Source organism: Streptomyces durmitorensis, assembly GCF_023498005.1.
Taxonomy (GTDB): Bacteria; Actinomycetota; Actinomycetes; order Streptomycetales; family Streptomycetaceae; genus Streptomyces; species Streptomyces durmitorensis.
On record NZ_CP097289.1, the window covers coordinates 3,214,375 to 3,234,186 of the forward strand.

The window sequence follows — 19,812 nt, forward strand, 5'->3', positions numbered from 1 at the left end:
CAGACAAGTACTCCTCAGACAAGTTGATCCTCCGCTCCTCCGAGGAGTCGCCCCTCAGAGGAGTCACTCCTCCCGGGAGCCGCCCCCTCCCCCGACCCCACCCCGAAAGGTCCCCCGGATGCCGCTAGGCTCCCTGCGCCCCAGCCCCCTGGTCGAACAGGCCACCAAGCGCCTGCGCGAGCAGATCACCGGCGGCCACTGGCCCATCGGCAGCAGACTCCCCGGCGAGACGACCCTCGCCAAGGAGCTCGGCATCGGCCGCTCCACCGTCCGCGAGGCACTGCGCTCCCTCGCCGGAGCCGGTCTCGTCCAGCCGCGGCAGGGCGCCGGCGTCTTCGTCATCGCGACGCAGCCGGTCGCGGACTGGCCGACGCGGTTGCGGCGGGCGGCGGTGTCGGACGTGTACGAGGTGCGGATGCTGGTGGAGGTGCAGGCCGCGCGGCTCGCGGCGATGCGGCGCACCGACGAGGACATCACGGCGATGCGCGCCGCGCTCGAAGGCCGCAGGGCCACCGCGTCGGCGAGCGACGCCGCCTTCATCGACGCCGACATCGCCCTGCACGCGGCGGTCGTGGCGGCGGCCCGCAACCCCGTCCTCACGGATCTCTTCGCGGAGTTCGCCCCCGTACTCCGGGAGGGCCTGATCAGCCTGCTCGACCTGATCGACGTACGCACGGAGGAGACGAACCACGGGGACGCCGCCCACGCCGCGCTCGTACGGGCCGTCGAGGCGAGGGACGCCGAGGAAGCGGCACGCGTGGCGCAGGCCGAACTCCAGGACACCCTGGGCCGGTTGCTGGCCCGCGGCTAGCTGGTGGGGGTCGGCGAACCAGAGTCCGCCCAACACCGTGAACACCGCGTCCAGCGGCGAAGGTGGTGGCCGGTGCCACACCCCAGCTCGGAGACGCTCGCGCCGGTCAGAGGACCAAGGAGTTCGACACCGGGTCCGGGTGCGTCGCGAGAGTGCCAGTACAAGGCGGGTTCTTTGCCGGTGCGGGTCATGACGAGGGTGTCCCAGGCTTTGCGGTTGAACGCGGCGTCGTGCTCGGCGACAGCGCTGCGCATGCGTGCGCCTCCCGAGGAGTCAGATGCAAGTTCCTGTTGAGTCGGTGGTGACCGGCAGGTGGCTGAGCTCCTCGGCCTTGCGGGCCAAGAGATAGGCGAGTTGGCCTCCGCGCTCGGTCTCGTGGATCAGATCGAAGCCCTGACGGTCTCGGTAGTAGCCCACCAGCCCCAGGTGTCCACAGCCGCGCCGCACCCAGAGCTTTCCGGTCCGCGCGGCGTGCCCCAGGGGGCGACGGCGAGTCCTTCGGCGCGGTGGACTGCGTTGTCGACGAGGGCCAGGTCCACGGGGGCGCCGGTCTGGTGGGGGTGAGGTGTGGTCATGAGGGTCACCGTGGGCTCCCTGGCTGGACGTGATGGTTCCGTCTTGTTCCTTACGTACAGCCAACTACCGGTCACGCAGCGCGGGTACCGTGGAGGAACAACGCGCACGTAAACGCCGTAAAAGCAGTCGGAGCTGTCGGGAGAATCACCCATGGCAGGCACACCGCGTACGCCGAACACCAGGCTGGCCACCCTGCTTGACCAGGGACCATGCCAGCGCGAAGAGCTCGCCCGCGCCGTGAACCGCATCGGCACCCTCGCCGGGATGCCACTGACCTACAGCGGACAGTCCGTCTCCATGTGGCTTCGCGGACACCAGCCAAAGCAACAGGTCAGGGCGATAGTGGTGGCTGCCCTGTCGGAGAAGCTCGACAGGCCCATCACCCACGAGGAAGCGGGCCTGACCCCCGCCACGTACTCCGAAGGCTCTCAACACCTCGACACTGTTGAGGAGTTGATCGACCTGGGAAGGGCGGACATGGATCCCTCTCGACGCGGCGTTCTCGCAGCCGGTGTATTCACTGCGGCGCTGGCCGTGCCCGTCTTCGGCACAGCGACAGCGCACGCCAGTGAGCCGGTCTCGCCGGGCAAGGCCACCACGCGGATCGGCGGCTCGCAGGTCGCCTCGGTGCGGCGTACGACCATCAGGATCGCGGACATCCTGGACGAGGACGGTGCAGGTCACGCACGGCCGATGGCAGCCGCATTCCTCGTGAACACGGTGGGGCCGTGGATGAAGGCCCAGGCATCAGGAACGGTCGCGGCCGACATGAAGGCCGCGGCCTCGGATCTGACGTATCTGACCGGCTGGATGGCGATGTACGAGAAAGACCACGCCGCCGCCCAGCGCTGGTACCTCAAAGCCCTCTCCCTCGCCGACGAAGCCGGGGACCATGTGACGTACTGCCGCACACTGCGGGGCATGTCATTGCAGATGACCAGCCTTCGCCACGGCCGCAAAGGGTTGGAGTTCGCCGACAGCGCCGCCGAAGCCGCACCGCAGGCCGGTCCTCGTCTGGTGGCGTTCCTGCGAGGCCAGCAGGCCCACGCCGCGTCCATGGTGAAGGACCGCAGGCAGGCTCACGCGCGGCTGAGCGAGGCCGAGGCCGCGCTGTCGAAGGCCGACAACCGGCGGGACGCCGTGGGCGGATACGACCGCACCGCATGGCTCTTCCACCTCTCGCACGTCCTGTACGAGGAGCGGGACCTGCCCGGCAGCATCAAGGCGTTGCAGGACTCCATCAAGGTGCAGCCGGCACAGGAGCGGCAGGGCCGTGTGCATTCCTACGCCTTGCTGGCTCAACGGCAGCTCGCCCACGGGCATCTGGACGCGGCGTGTGCCTCCTGGAACCGGTTCCTGGACGAGTACGAGCTCGTCTCCTCCGCTCGCGGCGACGAGCACTTCGGGACGATGCGAAGGGAGATGCGCGCTCACACCGGCGCGCGGCCGGTGAAGCAACTGGCGGGACGGGCCAGGGAAGTCGCCGCCCTTAAAGCCTGAGGACTCGAGGACGCGGAAAGCCCGCGAGGAAACTCGCGAGGAAACTGCCGGGCTCCTCGCCGCCGGTGGGCCGGAGGTCGAGGCGCATGCCATTGGACGCAGGCCGCCCGTCTGGCCACCCGACGGGCACCGGATCGAAGCAGAGCTCGACCACAGCCGCGGACCGGGAAGTCTTGGATGAAAGGCACCCGCCGACGGGGGACGTACGGGGTGCCTACCGGTTTCCGCCTCGCTCCTCACCGTCGTCCCCGTACAGCCGCGCCGACGCGTTCACATGCGCCATCCGCCGCATCGCGTTGAACACCGCCTCCCCCAGCACGGTGCCGATCACCACGCTCTCCACCAGGTCCTCGACCGCCACCCGCCGGTCCACATAGCCGAGGTCGGCGCGGGCGACCATTTCGGCGGCGTCGGCGTACTCGTCGAGCAGTTCCGCGAACGCTCCGTGGCCGACGCGACCCATGGCGGCCAGGGCCCGTGACAGGTCGGCCGCGGCGGGGTTCGATTCGTTGGTGTGCCAGCCGCGGCGCGCGATCAGCTCCCCGACCGCCGCACGCGCGGCTGCCGCCTCGGCGTCGTCGTCGGCCTCCCCCGCCGCACCGAGCCGGTCGGCGGCCGCGCCGAGCACCTTGTGCAGCGGGCGCCCGGGGTCGTCGACCGCGCCGAGCACGTCCGCGATCGCGGCCACCTTCAGGCCGCCCACGTCGAGCAGCGCACGGATGAGGCGCAGCCTTCGCTCGTGGGCCTCGCCGTACTGCGCCTGGTTCGGGCTGCTCAGCTCGCCCGGCGGCAACAGCCCTTCACGGACGTAGTACTTGATCGTCGGCACCGGCACGCCGGTCCTGCGGCTCAACTCGCCAATACGCACGGCCTGCCCACTCTCCTGTTCGCGCTCCCGCTCGCCACTCTGCCACCGGCTCCGCCCTTGCCATCCCCGACCCCCATCATAGATAGTGGCGCTATCGGATAGTGGACAGCTCCACTATCCATTCTCAGCGACCACCATCTCGGGGATTCCTATGTCTTCATGGCGTACATGGCACCGGCCACTCGTGGCGTTCTCCGCGTCCATGGCCGTTCTGGCCGTCTTATCCGGCATCGGCCTGGTCGTCGACGACCGCGTCCTCACCGGCTCGCCGATCTGGTTCAAGCCGTTCAAGTTCTCGGTCTCGTTCATCGCCTACGGGCTCTCGCTCGCCTGGATGCTGTCGCTGCTCGACCGCGGCCACAGGGCGGGCTGGTGGGCGGGCACGGTCGTCGCCGTGTCGAGCCTCGCCGAGATGGTGATCATCACCGGACAGGTGGTGCGGGGGAAGCGCAGCCACTTCAACCATCAGACCCCGTTCGACGAAGCGCTGTTCAACGCGATGGCCGTCACCGTCGTCATCCTGTGGCTCGGCACCCTGCTCATCGCGATCCTGCTGCTGCGCGCCCGCATCGCCGACCGCGCCTCCGCCTGGGCGATGCGCTGCGGAATCGCCATCGCGCTCGCCGGCGCCGCCGTCGGCTTCCTCATGACGCAGCCGACACCCGATCAGGAGCGGGGCTCCTCGTCGATCGTCGGCGCCCACAGCGTCGGCGTACCGGACGGCGGCCCCTCCATGCCGCTGACGGGCTGGTCGACCACCGGCGGCGATCTGCGCATCCCGCACTTCGTCGGCATGCACGCGCTGCAGTTGCTCCCCTTGCTCCTCATGGTCCTCACGACACTCGCGGCACGCCCCCGTCCAGGCCGTCCCCACCGCATTGGCGACGAGCGGACACGGCTGCGGATCGTGCTCGTCGCCTCGGGTGCGTACGCGGCCTTCTTCGCCCTGGTCACCTGGCAGGCCCTGCGCGGCCAGCCGCTCCTGCGCCCGGACGGCGCGACGCTGACGGCGGCGGGACTGATCCTCGCCGCCACGGCCGCGGGCGCGTACGGAGCCTTGCGCACCCCAACTCACCTCAAGCAGCGCCTGGTTCACACGCCCGGAAGCAACGAAATAGACGAAATAGACGAAGAAGACGAAGACAACGACAAGGAGCTTGTGTCATGACCGGATTCCTCTTCGAACTCTCCTTCTGGCTGGCCGCCCCGGTCTGGCTGCTCATGATCTTCGCCCCGGGGTGGCGGACGACCGCCCGCGTCGCCGCCTCCCCCCTCACCGTCGTACCGGTCCTCGCCGTCTACGTCGCGATGGCGCTGCCCGTCATGCCCGAACTCTGGACCGCCGTCAGCAGCCCGGACATCGACGGATTCCGCGACCTGCTCGTCCTCGCCAACGGGGCAGGCGCGATCTGGGCCCAGGTCATCGCCTGGGACCTGCTGATCGGACAGTGGATGTACCGCGAGGCGCGGCGCATCGGCATCCACCCGCTGGTGATGGGACCGCTCCTGGTCCTGACGATTCTCCTCTCACCGTTCGGACTGCTGCTCTTCCTGGCGATACGAGCCGTGCTGACCCAGCGGACGCACCGCGATCAGCCGCTCTCGCCCGCGGGCTCCATGCCGCGCTGATCGACGACGGCGCGCTCCAGGACGGCCACGCTGCCGTTGAGCACCTCGGGGTTGCCCGCCTTGCCCGGCTTGCCTCCCGGCTTGTGGTCCTTGGTCATGTAGCCGCGCGAGCCGAGGTAGGCGAGGGACTTCTTGTCGAAGATCCATTCGCTGCGCGTCGCGTACGACGACTCATCGAGAGTGATGCCGATCCCGTGCCGGCCCGCCGCGTCCACCGCGTCGGGCACCTCGGTCACACCGGGGAGCTTCGCGACGGCCTTGTAGAAGGCGGCGGCGTTCTCCGGCGGCATGATCGTCTCGGCGAGCAGGTCACCGATCCTGTCGAAGACGGCCTGCGCCTTCGTCTCCCGCCCGTCGCTCACCCGCGTCTCGGCGTACAGCTTCTTCAGCAGGGCGTCGGGGTCGGTGGGCAGCGAGGCGAGCCAGTCGTACGTGGGCCGGCCGGGCCCCTCCGGGATGGCCCCGGTGTCTTCGGAACCGTCCACGGCGGACGCCTCGACGGGCAGGTCCTGGCCGGGCATCGACGCGCCCTCTCCACTCTCCCGGATCATGCCGATGTCCGTGACGGGGGCGGGGTTCTGCGACATCCAGACCTGCCGCTCGAACGGAGTGCCGAGCTTCACCTTGCCGTTGAACTCGCCCTCGTTCTCCTGGACCAGGCTGCGTACGTAGACGAACTGGCTGTCCTTCACCCTCTCCGTATCGGACTTCAGGGACGCGGTGGCGATCCGGTCGAGCGTGACGGTCGCGCCGGGGGTGGCGCCCCGGCCCGCGCCCATGTCACGTACGCCGTCGGCGCCCCCGGAGGGGAGCGTGGCTGCCAGGACCCCGGCCACCGCGAGCGCGGCGGCCGCGGGCATCAGCACCGCGGGGCGCAGCAGCCGCCGGCGGGGGGACGCGGGGGCGCTCACACCCCGGGGGTCGTGGGCGGTGTCGCGGTCGATCTGCTGCATCAGGACGTCCTTGTGGTGAAGGTGACGCCCCGGCGGAAGGTCCCATTCGTCTTCGCCCGAATCCGGCAGCAGGCGCGCCAGTTCAGCGGCCTCGGCCTCTCCCCGGGACGGGGTGGCGGCGCTCATCGGAATTCCTCCCGCAGGGGCAGGGCCGCGAACGCGGCCTCACTCTCTACCTCTCCGCGGCCACGGAGAGGTTCCGTCACGTTCTTCACTCGCGTCACACCGGTCACGTCAGCCACGGCGCTCCGGTCGTCGCTGAGCCGCCGCAGCCGCGCACGGGCCCGCGAGAGCCGCGACCGCACCGTGCCGACCGGAACGCCGAGCGCCTCGGCGGCCTGCGCGTAGTCGAGCCCGGACCACACGCACAGGACTAGCACCTCACGCTCCTGACGGCGCAGCCGGCGCAGCGCGCCATACACCGCCGCAAGCCGCCGCGCGTCGTCCATCCGCCCCGCCGACTCCTCCGCGAAGTCCGCCACTTGGGGCGGGGACGGCTGACGGGACAGAAAAGCGAGCCGCCGTCTCAGACCGCGGTTGGCGTTCTGCGCCTTGTGCGTCGCGATGCCGAGCAGCCACGGCTTGAGCGAACCACCGTCCGGTTCGAGCCGGTCACGGGTGCGCCAGGCCGCCAGGAAGGTCTCGGACATGACCTCCTCGGCGGTCGACCAGTCGCCGGTCAGCCGCAGGGCGTGGTTGTAGACCGTCCGCGCATACGCCTCGTACAACTCACCGAACGCTCCCCGCTCACCTGCGCGTATCCGTGCATGGATGCCATCTCCCAGTTCAGTAGGCCTCACACCACGTATCTCTCCGCGCCCCCCGACGAGTTCCTGTGCCCCTCGTCACACCACTTCACTGACCGGCTGCCCCACGGGCCGCAGCCTCCGGTACTGCCCCGGCGCCACCCCGAACTCCCGCTTGAACGCCTTGGAGAACGCGAACTCCGATGTGTAGCCCGCCCGCTCGGCGACCTGCCGCAGCGGCAGATCACCCTCGCGCAGCAGCCGCCCGGCCGTCGTCATCCGCCACCACGTCAGATACGCCAGCGGGGGCGACCCCACGGTCGCCGCGAACCGGCGCGCGAACGGGGCCCGCGACAGACCCGCGAGCGCACCGAGTTCCTCCACCGTCCAGGGATGCGCCGGATCGCCGTGGACAGCCCCCAGCGCGGCCGCCACCACCGGGTCGGCGAGCGCGGCGGACCAGCCGGTCGGGTGCCCGGAGCCGTGCCGCTCCCGGAGCCACCACGCCCGCAAGATGTAGAGCAGCATCGTGTCGAGCAGCGCCGAGACGATGATGTCGGCGCCCGGCTGCGGCTCCTCCAGCTCGGCACCGAGCAGTTCGACGGCGGCCCGCAACGAGAGGTGCGCGCCGACCCTCGCAGGCAGATGAACCACCTCGGGAAGCTCCGACAGAAGCGGGTGCGCGCGGGCCCGGTCGAGCCGGTAGGCCCCGCAGAGCAGCACGGTGGCGGGCCCCTCGCCCGTGACGGAACCCCGCTCCGGCGGCGCGGGCCAGGACCCGTCGGGCTCCAGCTCGAACCGCTCCAGCGGCGCACCCGGATCGCTGGCCAGCGCGTGGCCGTAGCCGTGCGCGAGGAACACCACGTCACCGGGGCCGAGTTGGACGGGTTCGGCACCCTCCCGGTCCGGGATCAGCCAGGCCGAGCCCTGCAGCACCACATGGAACCCGGCACCCTCGTGCGTATCGAAGTGCACACCCCAAGGGGCGTACGCGTCCCGGATGCTGGAGTGCGGGCGCCCCGTCCGCATCGCCGCGATCACGTCGCTGAGTACGTCCATGTCCGTACGGTAGCGCCAAGCGCGAGCAGCGAGACGCACGGACAGAAAACCGAGACCGGCAAGCATGGTTCGTCTCGCGCGCCCCGCCTAGCGTTCTCGGCATGACAACGAACGGCGTATCGACAACCACCACTCGCACCGTGTTCTTCGACGAGATCGGCGACTCCGGGGTCCTCCAGATCCGCGAGGTGGACCTGCCCGCCCCCGGCCCGGGTGAACTCCTCATCCGCGTCGAGGCCCTGGGCCTCAACCGCGCCGAAGTCCTCTTCCGCTCCGGCGGCTACTACTACCCGCCCACCCTGCCCGGCTCACGGCTCGGCTACGAAGCCGCGGGCACCGTCGAGCAGATCGGCGAGGGAGTCACCGAATTCGCCGTGGGCGACACGGTGTTCACCGGCCCCGGCATCGAGATGAGCGCACAGGGCGTGTACGCCGAGCGCGTCGTCCTGCCCGAGTCGGCCGTCGTGCCACGCCCCGCCGAGGTGGACGCGGTCACCGGCGCCGCGGCCTGGCTCACCTACACCACGGCATACGGCGGCATGATCGAGACGGGTGGCCTGCGGCCCGGCGACCACGTCCTGATCACCGGCGCGTCCAGCGGGGTGGGTACGGCAGCCATCCAGGTGGCCCGGCGCATCGGCGCCGTCCCCGTCGCCACGACGCGCACCGAGGCGAAGAAGCAGCGGCTCCTCGATCTGGGCGCGGCGCACGTCGTGGTCACCGACGACGAGGATGTCGTGAAGGAGACCAAGAGGTACACCGGCGGACGCGGCGTCGAGCTCGTCTTCGACGCGATCGGCGGCCCCGGCTACCGCACCCTGGCCGAGACACTCGTACCGGAGGGCGGCACCATCGTCTCCTACGGCTGGCTCGACCCACGCCCCGCCGAGCTCCCCTGGATCGCCGGGCTCAGGATCCACGTGTACGCCAACCTCCAGCTGACCACCACGCCGGGCGGCCGCCGCCGCTCCACGGCCTTCCTCAACCAGGGCCTGCGGGACGGCGCCTTCCGGCCGCCGATCGCCGAGGTCTTCGAGGGCCTCGACCGCATCCGGGACGCGCACCGCCTGATGGAGTCCAATACACACACCGGCAAGATCGTGGTGAAACTCTGAGAGAGGCCGACCCGTCCACCCGGAAACACCCGATCGGAAACGCCCGGCCGGAATACCTCAGCCGTTCCGGAGGTTGGCTCCGCTACGACACCAGCGAACCAACCCCGGAAGGGTCAGTCATGAAGATCGGCATCATCGGCGCGGGCAACATCGGCGGCAACCTGACGCGCCGCCTCACGGCCCTCGGCCACGACGTCTCCGTCGCGAACTCCCGTGGCCCGCAGACCCTCACCGCCCTCGCCGAGGAGACCGGAGCGACGCCGGTGACGGTCGAGGAGGCCGCACGCGGTGCCCAGGTCGTCGTCGTGACGATCCCCCTGAAGGCCGTGCCGGACCTGCCGTCCGGTTTCCTCGACGGCGCGGCCGAGAACGTCGCCGTCATCGACACCGGCAACTACTACCCGCAGCAGCGTGACGGCAAGATCGCCGAGATCGAGGACGGCCTGACCGAGAGCCGCTGGACCGAGCGCCAGATCGGCCACCCGGTCATCAAGGCCTTCAACGGCACGTACGCCCAGGACATCCTCGACAAGCCGCAGCCGGTCGGCACCCCCGGCCGCGTCGCCCTCCCGGTGTCCGGCGACGACGAGGCCGCCAAGAAGGTCGTACGCGACCTCATCGACGAGATCGGCTTCGACACCGTCGACACGGGCGGCCAGGACGAGTCGTGGCGCCAGCAGCCGGGCACCCCGGTCTACGGCCTGGCCGCGGACACCGAAGCAGTCGCCAAGGCGCTGACCGAGGCATCCTCGGAGCGCACGGCGGAGTGGCGCGCCTGACCGCCACGGGTCGCGCGGCGGGGGTGGCTAGGGCGTGGCCCAGTCCCGCAGCGCGTCCTCGCTCGCGAAGTCCGCGACGTTCTTGTCCAGCGGCGTCGACGTGTACTGATGGATCCGCCACTTCGCCTGGATGCGGGGCTTGCCCGCCGTGACGTAGTCGGCGATCCAGAGGCCGTCGCCCGCGTAGGACGTGGTGTCGTGGTTCAGCCAGAAATCGCGGTTCGTATAGAGCACGATCCTGTGGTTCGGGCGCAGCCGCTTCACCTCGCGGATGAACCGGTCCTTCTCCGCGTTGCTCGCGCGCGTGTGCTCGCCCGTCCATTCCCAGTCCACCGCCAGCAAGTCCCCCGCCTTCTCGGGGGCCTTGCTCACGAAGTACGCCGCCTGGGCCGTGATGTTCCCCGGCCACAGGAAGTGGTAGAAGCCGACCACGCAGCCGCCGTCCCTGGCCCGCTTCGTCTGTGCGGTCAGTCTTGGGTTGACGTACGAACGGCCCTCTGTCGCCTTGATGATGACGAAAGATATGCCGTCCGTGTTGAACGTGGACTGGTACGAGCTGACGTCGATGCCTTTGAGCACGCGCGGCCTCCTGCGTGGCAGAGGGGAGGGGTCGATCTACCCTTCTGGTGCCCGGTGGCCGTGATGGTCAACCGTTGAATGACTCAGCGGAAGATCCCCGTGTGGCCGAGCGAGTAGCGGCCGGGCTGCGGGTACACCGCGAGGCCGTGCGGGCCGCCGCCGACGGGGATGCGGGCCGTCTGGACTCCGGTGCGGGTGTCGATGGCGTACACCTCGGAGTCGTAACGCCCCGACAGCCAGAGGGTGTTGCCGTCCGCCGAGACGCCGCCCATGTCGGGGCTGCCGCCCTGGGGGAGCTTCCACTTCTTGGTGAGCTTGTTCTTGGGGAAGTCGAAGACGGAGACGGTGCCCTCGCCTCGGTTGGACACGTACATCTCGCGTGAGTCCCGGCTGACGTACAGGCCGTGGGTGCCCTTGCCGGTGGGCAGCAGCTTCGGCTTCCCGAACTTCTCGCCGTTCAGGACCCACATGCCGTCGGCCATCATGTCGGCCACGTAGAACGTCTTGCCGTCGGGCGAGATCTTCACGTCCTGCGGCATGGCGCCCTCGAAGGGCAGCTTCTGCTGGTCGATGACCTTCATCTTCTCCGTGTCGACCTTGAGGAGTTCGCCGGAGAACTCGCAGGAGACGATGAAGTACCGCCCGTCTGCCGAGAAGTCGGCGTGGTTGACGCCGTAGCAGCTGACCGGTTCGGTCTTGACCTTCTTCATGGTGTGCGGGTCGCGGAAGACCAGCTCGCGGTCCATCGAGGCCATCACGATGGCGTACTTGCCGTTGGGCGTGAAGTAGAGGTTGTACGGGTCGTGGACGTCGACCGGCTTGCCCGCCTTGCCGGTCCTGGGGTCGATGGGGGTGAGCGTGTGGCCGCGGTTGTTGTTGACCCAGAGCGTCTTCATGTCCCAGGAGGGCACGACGTGCTGGGGCTGGACGCCGACGTCGATCGTGTCGACGACTTCGTACGTCTTGGGGTCGATGACCGAGACGGTGTTGGAGTTGGTGTTGGGGACGTAGATCCGGGAGGGGAAGTCCTTGACCACCGGGGAGAGTTTGTTGGGGCGGTCCGCCGCGTAGACGTCCTTCGCGTCCAGGACGGGCGGCATGCCCGGGAGGCCCGGTGCGATCTTGGGTTTGGCGGGTTTCTGGATGCCCTGGGTGCTGAGGGCTTCGTTCTCGCGTGCGTCGGTGCCGCAGCCGGCGAGTGCGGCGGCGACGACGGCCCCGGCGGCGATGACCGCTCCGGTGCGCTTGGTGAGGTTCAGGTGCAGGGTCATCAGGTCAGCAACTCCGTGGTGGTCACCGCGCGCAGGCCGCGGCGGTCGAGGGCTTCCAGGACGGCGGGCAGTGCGGCGACCGTGTCGGCGTACCCGAAGTGCAGGCTCACCACGGAGCCCGCGCGCACCTCCGAGGCGACCTTGCGGGTGACGGCCTGGGCGCCCGGCGAGGTGAAGTCGAGGGAGTCGACGTCGTACGAGAGCACGTGCGGGTAGCCCGCGCGGCGGGCGAGGCGGGCGACGAGGGGGGTCGCGGTCTCGGCGCGCGAGGGGCGGAACCAGGTGCCGATGGAGCCGGTGAGGCGGCGCAGTCGGTCGGCGCAGCCGGTGATCTCGGCGGTGGCTTCGGCCTCGGTCATCTCGTTGATCGTGAGGTGGTGGTGGGTGTGGTTGCCGAGGTCGTGGCCGCCGTCGAGGATGCGGCGGGCGAGTTCGGGGTGTTCGTCGAGCCAGCTGCCGACGGCGAGGACGGTGATCCTGGCGTCCGCCTTCTCGGCGATGGTGAGCAGGGATCGCGCGGTGGCGGGGTCGCCCTGGCCGTGGAAGGTGAGGGCGACCTGGGGGCGGTCGCGGGGGCTGTGCGCGATCTGGTCGGGCAGGCCGGGGAAGCGGCGGGGTGCGGGGGCGGCGCGGGGGGATTTTGCGGCGGGGTGCCGGGCGGCGGGTGCGGCCTGGTGTGCCGTGGGGGCGGATCCGGAGGCGGAGCAGCCTGCGGTGAGCGCGCCGGCGACGGCCAGTGCGGCGCCCGCGCGCAGGGCTCCGCGGCGGTCAGTCTCGATCACGCGACCATTTAATGGTAAAAGCAGGCAAAAGCCGCTGATTGCCTGCCCTCGAACTGTGCGGGTCGGGGCTGCGGCGGCACTCGGCCCCTTCATGGCCTCTTACGGAACACCTGCCACAGCCTGAACTTAACCAGCGTTTACCAGGCAGGTGTCCCAGCTCACCAAGGATTCACTTTTGGAGTGTCGCGTTTTGCACCTGTATGACCGGATAGGGACTTTTGGATCGCTGGCCCCTGTCTGCCATAGTCGAAACCACGACCCCCATTGACCCGGGCTCAGGTCGTCATCAGCGCCCGTGGACCACACCCCTTTGTCCACGGCGCTCCGCGAAGGCCCCCGCAGAGCCGTACGTCGGCGACCGGGGGCTTTCGCGTACCGCCCCTTACCGCCTCAGCGGTCGGCGACCCGCATCTCGAACCACGTCGTCTTGCCGCGCGGCAGCAGGTCCACGCCCCACCGGTCGGAGAGCTTGTCGACGAGGAAGAGGCCGCGGCCACTCAGGTCGAGTTCCTGGACGGGCATCAGGCAGGGCAGTCCGCGCGAGGGGTCGCGCACCTCGATCCTGATCCAGCCGCGCCGCCGCATCATCCGGAGCCCGAAGACGCGGGCGCCGGTGTGCCGCACGGCGTTGCCGACGAGTTCGGAGGTGAGGAGCACCGCGTCCTCGGTCAACTTCGGGGAGAGCCCCCAGTGCCGGAGCACGACGACCTGGGTGAGCCTGCGCGCGATGGCGGCGGACTCCGGGCGCGACGGCAGCGGAACCTCCGCGTCCGTCGGATTGCCGAACAACTCGAGCGCCTTGAGCGCGTGTTCGTCCTCAACCGCCGGCGACCAGCGCGCCGCGGTCGCACTCCCGTGTCGCCGCGGCTGTTCGATACCCTCCAGCCCCGCCATGGCTCCATCATGGCCGCACAGAACGCCTTCCGGGGCCGTTCCGACGGAATAAGCCCCCCGGAACCATCCGTTCCGGGGGGCTGGGTAGGCATATGCCAGCGGCAGTCAGGACCTGGTGACACCCCTGCTGACCTGCGATGACTTCCCGCTTACGGATGATCACTTACGGCCGCGAAGCAGTCGGACTTAAGGTTCTCTTAAGCCGCGCATAATCCGCTCCTTCGGGGGACACTTTGGCTGACGCGTCCTCAACTGCACGCGCCACGGCGGAAATTCAGAGGAACTTCGCCTTGCCCGGACCCTCCTCGACGAAGCTGCGCATGCCCCGCTCGCGGTCCTCGGTGGCGAACAGACCCGCGAACCAGGTGCGCTCGATCGCGAGCCCGGTGTCGATGTCCGTCTCCAGGCCCGCGTCCACGGACTCCTTGGCGGCGCGCAGCGCCAGCGCGGGCCCCTGCGCGAGCCGCGCGGCCCACTGCTTCGCCTGCTCGTACACCTCGGCGGCGGGCACGACCCGGTCCACCAGGCCGATGGTGAGCGCCTCGTCGGCCTTGACCATGCGGCCGGTGAAGATGAGGTCCTTGGCCTTGGACGGGCCGACCAGACGGGCCAGGCGCTGGGTGCCGCCCGCGCCGGGGATCAGGCCGAGCAGGATCTCCGGCTGGCCGAGCTTGGCGTTGTCGGCGGCAATGCGGAAGTCGGCGCAGAGGGCCAGCTCGCAGCCGCCGCCGAGGGCGTAGCCGGTGACGGCGGCGACGACGGGCTTGGGGATGCGGGCGACGGCGGTGAAGGAGTCCTGCAGCGCCCTGGACCGCGCGACCATCGCCGCGTGGTCCATGGCCTGCATCTCCTTGATGTCCGCGCCCGCCGCGAACACCTTCTCGCCGCCGTAGATGATCACGGCGCGTACGTCGTCGCGCCGGGTCGCCTCCTCGGCCAGCTCCTTGAGCCGGTCCTGGAGGGCGATGTCGAGCGCGTTCATCGGGGGGCGGTCGAGGCGGATCGTGCCGACGCCTTCGGCGACTTCGAGATGCACAGATGTCATGCGAGGCACGTTAGCCGTGCCTCGCACGCGTCTGCCGACCGGTCAGGCCTTCCACTTCTCCCAGGACATGTTCCAGCCGTTGTAGCCGTTCTCGGGCTGGATCGTCTTGTCCGCCGAGTTCTTCACGACCACGAGGTCCCCGACGAGGGAGTTCTCGAAGAACCATCCGGCGGGCGTCTTCTTGCTGTAGCCGCCGCGCACGTCGCTCAGGCCTATGCAGCCGTGGCTGGCGTTCGTGTTGCCGAAGGCGCCGCCCGACCAGTAGTTGCCGTGGATGAACGTGCCCGAGGTGGACAGGCGCATCGCGTTCGGGACGTCCTTGATGTCGTACTCGCCGCCGAAGCCGACGGTCTCGCCGTTCATGCGGGTGACCTTCAGCTTCTCGCTGATGACCATCTGGCCGTTGTACGTCGTCGTGCCCGGCGCACCCGCGGTGATCGGGATCTTCTTGATCTGCTTGCCGTCCCGGACGACCTTCATCTGGTGCTTCTTGGCGTCGACGGTGGAGACCTGGCTGCGGCCGATCTCGAACTTCAGCGTCTTGGCCTGCTCGCCGTAGACCCCCGGCCGGCCCTCGACACCGTCGAGGTTGAGGTTGACGGTGACCTTCGTCCCCGCCTTCCAGTACTTCTCGGGGCGGAAGTCGATGCGGTCGTTGCCGAACCAGTGCGGCTCGACGTCCACGGCAGGCTCGGTCTTGACCTCGATGGCCTTCTCGACGGCCTCCGGGTCGGTGATGCCGCGCGAGAAGTGGACCGAGAACGGCATTCCTACGCCGACCTTGGAGCCGTCCTCCGGCGTGAACTGGCCTATGAAGGTGTTCTTCGGCGTCAGCGTCGTGAACGACGTGTCCTTGGCGGACTCACGTCCCTCGGAGTCCTTGGCTATCGCGTGGACCTTGTACTTCGTGGAGGCGGCGAGGTGATGCGCCGGCGCCCACGAGGCTCCGCCCGAGGTGATCTTGCCCGGGACGGGATTGCCCTTGCTGTCCTCGACCTTGACCTCGGACAGCTTGCCCTTGTCGGCGGCTATCTTCAGTGCGCCGCTCGTGGCCACCGAGTCGGCGCCGTCCTTCGGCGCTATGTTCACCACCGCGGTCGACGGCGCGTTCTTGTCGGCCGCCTTGCCCTTTCCGTCGCCGCCCGCGTCCGAGCCGCCTCCCCCGCCGCATGCCGTGACCAACAGCAGCGTCACACCCGATGCCACCGCAAAGAGGCCCTTGGTGCCCCGTCGCCGTGCGCGCCCCCGCGCACCAACCGACGTCCCCGATATCGGTCGCCCGTTCAAGATGTGTCTCCCCTCGCACGGCCTGGTCAGGCCCGCACCCCAGTGCCTCAGCGCGCACAGACACGCGCCTGCGCTAGATAACCACACGGCCCTGACCGATGACTCCCCGCCAATGTCACTGTTCAGTCCCAACTGCGCATGAGGTGCGGGCCCTGCCTCAGTTCCGGCCCTCGGGCTTGGCTTCCGGCTTGGAGCCGGGCGGTGCCGTCCAGTCCTTCCACTCCATGTTCCAGCCACCGAGCCCGTTGTCAGGAGCGACTTTCTTGTCATCGCTGTTGACAACTTCCACCACATCGCCGATCAGAGTGCGGTCGAAGAACCACCCCGCCGGGGTCCGTGAGCTGCCGCCCTTCACATCGCGCAGGCCCACGCAGCCGTGGCTGACATTCGTGTTGCCGGGGGCGTTCGGCGACCAGTAGTTGCCGTGCAGGAAGGTGCCGGACGTCGTCAGGCGCATCGCGTGCGGGACGTCGGGGATGTTGTACTCCCCGCCGAAGCCGACGGTGCGGCTGTTCATCCGGGTCACCTCCAGCATCTCGGTGACCACCATTTTCCCGTTGTACGTCGTGGTCTTGGGGGCGCCCGCGGTGATCGGGATGGTGGAGAGGACCTCGCCGTCTCGGCGTACTTCCATGGTGTGTTCGGCGGCGTCGACCAGGGAGGTCTGGCTGCGGCCGACGGTGAACGAGAAGCTCTTGTCCTGGAGGCCGTAGACGCCGGGGGCGGCCTCGACGTCGCGCAGGCGCAGGCCGACGGTGACCTTGGTGCCGGGCTTCCAGTACTTCTCGGGGCGGAAGTCCACGCGGGTCTTGCCGAACCAGTGGGGCCGCACGTCGACTTCCGGGTCGGCGGTGACGCTGATGGCGCGCTGGACGGCCTCGCGGTTCTCGATCTCCTGGTTGAACTCCAGGGAGACGATCATGCCGGTGCCGACGGTGGACCGGTTCTCCGGTGACACGTAGCCGATGAACCGCTCGTCGGGGACCTGGGTCGTGAACGTCGTGTGCCGGGCCGAGCGGCGGCCGTGGCCGTCGAGGGCGACGGCGTCCACCGTGTACTTCGCGGCCAGCGCCAGGTCGCCCTCGTCCTCGGGCTTCCAGGTCATGCCGTCCTCGTCGATGCGGCCGGGCACCGGAGCCTCCTGCGCGTCCTGCACCCGGACGACCTTCACCGATTCGAGGCGTCCGTCGGGGACCTCCACCTGGAGCGGTTCGTCGCCCTTGACCCCCTTGCTGCCGTCGTCGGGCGTCACGCGGATCGCGTCGGCGGGCGAGCGTGGTTTGCCCATCAGCCGGTCGATGCCTCCGCCGTCACCACTGCACCCCGCGGCACCGGCAAGCAGTCCTGCCCATGTCACCGCGGCGGCCAGCGCGGCCCCTGCGCGCCGAGCGCGCCTCGCTACCTGTCTCACGTCCGTCCCAACGACCGTCCCCCTCCTGGGGAAACGTGAGTGCGACGCACACGCTGGGCAGAACAGTGGGGAGGACGGCACGGGCCCTCGGGTCCCAGCGTGCGTCCGGTCTGGTAAGCCCCCGCCGCCGGGACGCGGCAGGGGTCGAGCCGCAGGAGGCGAATGGGTGTCCAGCGCAGCCGAACAGGAAGCACTTCGGGGTGGGCGGCGCGGGACGGGCGCGGCCGCCGTGAACGGGAAGACCGCCGCCGTGAACGGTCCCTCGACGCGGACGGAGGCGCGCGCCGCGCCGCGGGCCGCCGCGAGCACGCGCGGCCCGACCGTGTGGCCGGGGGCGCCGACGCCGCTCGGCGCGCGGTTCAGAGTGGGGCCCGACGGGGTCGCGGGCACCAACTTCGCGCTGTGGGCCGGGGGCGCGGAGGCCGTCGAGCTCTGCCTGTTCGACGACGAAGGCGTCGAGACGCGCTCGCCGCTTACCGAGCTGACGCACGAGATCTGGCACGGCTTCGTGCCGGGCGTCCGTCCGGGGCAGCGCTACGGCTACCGCGTGCACGGCCGCTGGGACCCGTGGACGGGCGCCCGCTGGAACCCGGCGAAACTGCTCCTTGATCCGTACGCGCGTGCGGTGGACGGCGACTTCGCCACGTCCGGTCTGCCGCCCGAGGTGTACGGCCATGTGCGGGACTGGCCCCAGCAGCAGGTGGCCGACACGGTGCGGGACGACAGGGACTCGGCCGCGTACGTCCCCAAGGGCGTGGTCGTGCACGACGACGCCCCGGACGACGAGTGGACCGACGACCGGCGCCCGAAGACTCCGTGGGCGGACTCGGTCATCTACGAGGTCCACGTACGCGGCTTCACCAAGCTGCACCCGGGGATTCCCCAGGAGCTGCGGGGCACGTACGCCGGTCTCGCGCATCCGGCGGCGATCGAGCATCTCGTCGGGCTGGGGGTGACGGCGGTGGAGCTGCTGCCGGTGCACCAGTTCGCGCACGAGGACCATCTGCTGCGGCGTGGACTGCGGAACTACTGGGGCTACAACTCGATCGGCTACTTCGCACCGCACGCGGCGTACGCGGCGTCGGGGACGACGGGCGGGCAGGTCGGCGAGTTCAAGCGGATGGTGCGGGCGCTGCACGAGGCCGGGATCGAGGTGATCCTGGACGTGGTCTACAACCACACGGCGGAGGCGGGCGAGCTGGGCCCGATGTTCTCGCTCAAGGGCATAGACAACCGCGGCTACTACCGGCTTCAGCCGTCCGACGCGCGGCGGTACGCGGACTACACGGGCTGCGGGAACACGCTCCAGGTGGTGCAGCCGCACGTCCTGCGCCTGATCACGGACTCCTTGCGCTACTGGGTGACCGAGATGGGCGTGGACGGCTTCCGCTTCGACCTCGCGGCGGCGCTCGCGCGCTCGTTCCACGACGTCGACATGCTCTCCCCCTTTCTCGCGGTGATCGCGCAGGACCCGGTGCTTCGGCGCGTGAAGCTGATCGCCGAGCCGTGGGACGTGGGCTCGGGCGGCTATCAGGTGGGGGCGTTCCCGCCGCTGTGGACGGAGTGGAACGACCGTTATCGGGGCGCGGTGCGGGACTTCTGGCGGGGCGCGCTGCCCGATGTGCGGGATCTGGGGTACCGGCTCTCCGGGTCGAGCGACCTGTACGCGTGGGGCGGGCGGCGTCCGTACGCGTCGGTGAACTTCGTGACGGCGCACGACGGGTTCACGCTGCGGGACCTGGTCACGTACGAGCGCAAGCACAACGAGGCCAACGGCGAGGGAAACAGGGACGGTTCGGACGACAACCGGGCCTGGAACTGCGGCGTGGAGGGCGAGACGGCGGACCAGCGGGTGACGGAGCTGCGGCGGCGGCAGCTGCGCAATCTGCTGACGACGCTGCTGCTCTCGACGGGGGTGCCGATGCTGGTGGCCGGGGACGAGATGGGGCGTACGCAAGGGGGCAGCAACAACGCGTACTGCCAGGACAACGAGGTCAGCTGGGTGGACTGGGGGCTGCTTGAGGATCCGGGGTGGCGGGCTCTGTACGACCTGACGTCCCGTCTGATCGCTCTGCGGCACCAGCATCCCGTGCTGCGGCGGCGGGCGTTCTTCTCGGGGCGTGCGCATTCGGCGGACGGGCTTCGGGACCTGGCGTGGTTCACGGCGCGCGGGGCGGAGATGACGGAGGGCGACTGGTACGCGCCGGCGGCGACGCTCGGCATGTATCTGTCGGGCCGCGACATCCCCGGGCGTGACGCCAGGGGCGCGCCGGTCGTCGACGACAGTTTCCTCGCGGTCCTGCACGCGGCGGACCGCGCGGGAAGCTTCGTGCTGCCGGGTGCGCCGTGGGCCCAGGCGTACGAGGTGGTGGTGGACACCTCCCTGGAGGAGCAGGGGGCCGCGCCCGGCACCGTCCTGCGCGCGGACACGACGGTCACGATGGACGCGCGGTCGGTGCTGTTGCTGCGGGTGCGCGACGACGTGACGGGCGGGGGTGGCTGATCTT

General features: G+C 69.9%; 19 protein-coding genes. 7 read left to right on the forward strand and 12 right to left on the reverse strand.

Translation table 11 applies throughout. The annotated features are described in order from the left end of the window. The first annotated feature begins 118 nt into the window (after positions 1-118). The gene (locus M4V62_RS14215; protein ID WP_249587624.1) at positions 119-811 is read left to right on the forward strand and encodes a FadR/GntR family transcriptional regulator; all 693 of its coding nucleotides are present in this window, start codon (positions 119-121) and stop codon (positions 809-811) included. Between the two features lie 380 nt (positions 812-1,191). Here M4V62_RS14215 and M4V62_RS14220 read toward each other — a convergent pair whose 3' ends face one another. Next, positions 1,192-1,386, reverse strand: coding sequence for a hypothetical protein (locus M4V62_RS14220; protein ID WP_249587625.1), 195 nt, complete (start codon positions 1,384-1,386; stop codon positions 1,192-1,194). A gap of 151 nt (positions 1,387-1,537) precedes the next feature. Between M4V62_RS14220 and M4V62_RS14225 the strand changes: the two genes are divergently transcribed. After that, the gene (locus tag M4V62_RS14225; RefSeq protein ID WP_249587626.1) at positions 1,538-2,887 is read left to right on the forward strand and encodes an NsdA family TPR-like regulatory protein; all 1,350 of its coding nucleotides are present in this window, start codon (positions 1,538-1,540) and stop codon (positions 2,885-2,887) included. Positions 2,888-3,101: 214 nt separating this feature from the next. Here M4V62_RS14225 and M4V62_RS14230 read toward each other — a convergent pair whose 3' ends face one another. Then, positions 3,102-3,755: a MerR family transcriptional regulator gene (locus M4V62_RS14230; protein WP_249587627.1), complete on the reverse strand. Its 654-nt coding sequence runs from the start codon at positions 3,753-3,755 to the stop codon at positions 3,102-3,104. A gap of 151 nt (positions 3,756-3,906) precedes the next feature. Here M4V62_RS14230 and M4V62_RS14235 point away from each other — a divergent pair, with 151 nt between their 5' ends. Next, positions 3,907-4,923, forward strand: a complete 1,017-nt coding sequence (locus tag M4V62_RS14235) for a hypothetical protein (protein ID WP_249587628.1) — start codon at positions 3,907-3,909, stop codon at positions 4,921-4,923. Next, on the forward strand, positions 4,920-5,384 hold the full coding sequence (locus tag M4V62_RS14240) for an ABA4-like family protein (protein ID WP_249587629.1): 465 nt from the start codon (positions 4,920-4,922) through the stop codon (positions 5,382-5,384). The genes M4V62_RS14235 and M4V62_RS14240 overlap by 4 nt, the downstream gene beginning before the upstream one ends. Here the strand turns inward: M4V62_RS14240 and M4V62_RS14245 are convergent. From M4V62_RS14245 to M4V62_RS14255, 3 genes are all read right to left on the reverse strand, one after another. After that, the gene (locus M4V62_RS14245) at positions 5,348-6,463 is read right to left on the reverse strand and encodes a CU044_5270 family protein (protein WP_249587630.1); all 1,116 of its coding nucleotides are present in this window, start codon (positions 6,461-6,463) and stop codon (positions 5,348-5,350) included. The two genes, M4V62_RS14240 and M4V62_RS14245, sit on opposite strands and share 37 nt — an antisense overlap. After that, a complete protein-coding gene (locus tag M4V62_RS14250; RefSeq protein WP_249592826.1) occupies positions 6,460-7,110 on the reverse strand; it encodes an RNA polymerase sigma factor in 651 nt (216 codons plus the stop codon). The genes M4V62_RS14245 and M4V62_RS14250 overlap by 4 nt, the downstream gene beginning before the upstream one ends. 72 nt (positions 7,111-7,182) lie before the next feature. Continuing rightward, positions 7,183-8,142 (reverse strand): AraC family transcriptional regulator, encoded by a 960-nt coding sequence (locus tag M4V62_RS14255; protein ID WP_249587631.1) that lies wholly within the window; start codon positions 8,140-8,142, stop codon positions 7,183-7,185. Between the two features lie 101 nt (positions 8,143-8,243). Between M4V62_RS14255 and M4V62_RS14260 the strand changes: the two genes are divergently transcribed. Together M4V62_RS14260 and M4V62_RS14265 are read left to right on the forward strand one after the other, a co-directional pair. Beyond that, positions 8,244-9,257, forward strand: coding sequence for a zinc-dependent alcohol dehydrogenase family protein (locus M4V62_RS14260; protein ID WP_249587632.1), 1,014 nt, complete (start codon positions 8,244-8,246; stop codon positions 9,255-9,257). Positions 9,258-9,289: 32 nt separating this feature from the next. Further along, positions 9,290-10,036 (forward strand): NADPH-dependent F420 reductase, encoded by a 747-nt coding sequence (locus M4V62_RS14265; protein ID WP_283779156.1) that lies wholly within the window; start codon positions 9,290-9,292, stop codon positions 10,034-10,036. A gap of 27 nt (positions 10,037-10,063) precedes the next feature. Here M4V62_RS14265 and M4V62_RS14270 read toward each other — a convergent pair whose 3' ends face one another. From M4V62_RS14270 to M4V62_RS14300, 7 genes are all read right to left on the reverse strand, one after another. Then, a complete protein-coding gene (locus M4V62_RS14270) occupies positions 10,064-10,615 on the reverse strand; it encodes a glycoside hydrolase family 25 protein (protein ID WP_249587634.1) in 552 nt (183 codons plus the stop codon). 83 nt (positions 10,616-10,698) lie between these two features. Next, complete coding sequence (locus M4V62_RS14275; protein WP_249587635.1) at positions 10,699-11,886, reverse strand: YncE family protein; 1,188 nt, start codon at positions 11,884-11,886, stop codon at positions 10,699-10,701. After that, positions 11,886-12,668, reverse strand: a complete 783-nt coding sequence (locus M4V62_RS14280; protein WP_249587636.1) for a polysaccharide deacetylase family protein — start codon at positions 12,666-12,668, stop codon at positions 11,886-11,888. The genes M4V62_RS14275 and M4V62_RS14280 overlap by 1 nt, the downstream gene beginning before the upstream one ends. 390 nt (positions 12,669-13,058) lie before the next feature. After that, positions 13,059-13,667 carry an ATP-binding protein gene (locus M4V62_RS14285; RefSeq protein ID WP_425575297.1) on the reverse strand — a complete coding sequence of 203 codons (609 nt, stop codon included), beginning with the start codon at positions 13,665-13,667 and terminating at the stop codon, positions 13,059-13,061. 169 nt (positions 13,668-13,836) lie between these two features. Further along, complete coding sequence (locus M4V62_RS14290) at positions 13,837-14,607, reverse strand: enoyl-CoA hydratase/isomerase family protein (protein WP_249587638.1); 771 nt, start codon at positions 14,605-14,607, stop codon at positions 13,837-13,839. A 42-nt stretch (positions 14,608-14,649) separates the two neighbouring features. Further along, positions 14,650-15,894 (reverse strand): L,D-transpeptidase, encoded by a 1,245-nt coding sequence (locus M4V62_RS14295; RefSeq protein WP_249587639.1) that lies wholly within the window; start codon positions 15,892-15,894, stop codon positions 14,650-14,652. A gap of 157 nt (positions 15,895-16,051) precedes the next feature. Beyond that, the gene (locus M4V62_RS14300; RefSeq protein ID WP_249587640.1) at positions 16,052-17,182 is read right to left on the reverse strand and encodes a L,D-transpeptidase; all 1,131 of its coding nucleotides are present in this window, start codon (positions 17,180-17,182) and stop codon (positions 16,052-16,054) included. 289 nt (positions 17,183-17,471) lie between these two features. Here M4V62_RS14300 and glgX point away from each other — a divergent pair, with 289 nt between their 5' ends. Continuing rightward, positions 17,472-19,808, forward strand: coding sequence for a glycogen debranching protein GlgX (gene glgX / locus M4V62_RS14305; protein ID WP_249587641.1), 2,337 nt, complete (start codon positions 17,472-17,474; stop codon positions 19,806-19,808). The last annotated feature ends 4 nt before the right edge of the window (positions 19,809-19,812 follow it).

Excerpts from the sequence above, each read along its gene's own strand:
- M4V62_RS14215 (WP_249587624.1), top strand. The coding sequence starts at position 119 with ATGCCGCTAGGCTCCCTGCGCCCCAGCCCCCTGGTCGAACAGGCCACC.
- M4V62_RS14220 (WP_249587625.1), bottom strand. The coding sequence starts at position 1,386 with ATGACCACACCTCACCCCCACCAGACCGGCGCCCCCGTGGACCTGGCC.
- M4V62_RS14225 (WP_249587626.1), top strand. The coding sequence starts at position 1,538 with ATGGCAGGCACACCGCGTACGCCGAACACCAGGCTGGCCACCCTGCTT.
- M4V62_RS14235 (WP_249587628.1), top strand. The coding sequence starts at position 3,907 with ATGTCTTCATGGCGTACATGGCACCGGCCACTCGTGGCGTTCTCCGCG.
- M4V62_RS14240 (WP_249587629.1), top strand. The coding sequence starts at position 4,920 with ATGACCGGATTCCTCTTCGAACTCTCCTTCTGGCTGGCCGCCCCGGTC.
- M4V62_RS14245 (WP_249587630.1), bottom strand. The coding sequence starts at position 6,463 with ATGAGCGCCGCCACCCCGTCCCGGGGAGAGGCCGAGGCCGCTGAACTG.
- M4V62_RS14255 (WP_249587631.1), bottom strand. The coding sequence starts at position 8,142 with ATGGACGTACTCAGCGACGTGATCGCGGCGATGCGGACGGGGCGCCCG.
- M4V62_RS14260 (WP_249587632.1), top strand. The coding sequence starts at position 8,244 with ATGACAACGAACGGCGTATCGACAACCACCACTCGCACCGTGTTCTTC.
- M4V62_RS14275 (WP_249587635.1), bottom strand. The coding sequence starts at position 11,886 with ATGACCCTGCACCTGAACCTCACCAAGCGCACCGGAGCGGTCATCGCC.
- M4V62_RS14290 (WP_249587638.1), bottom strand. The coding sequence starts at position 14,607 with ATGACATCTGTGCATCTCGAAGTCGCCGAAGGCGTCGGCACGATCCGC.
- M4V62_RS14300 (WP_249587640.1), bottom strand. The coding sequence starts at position 17,182 with ATGGGCAAACCACGCTCGCCCGCCGACGCGATCCGCGTGACGCCCGAC.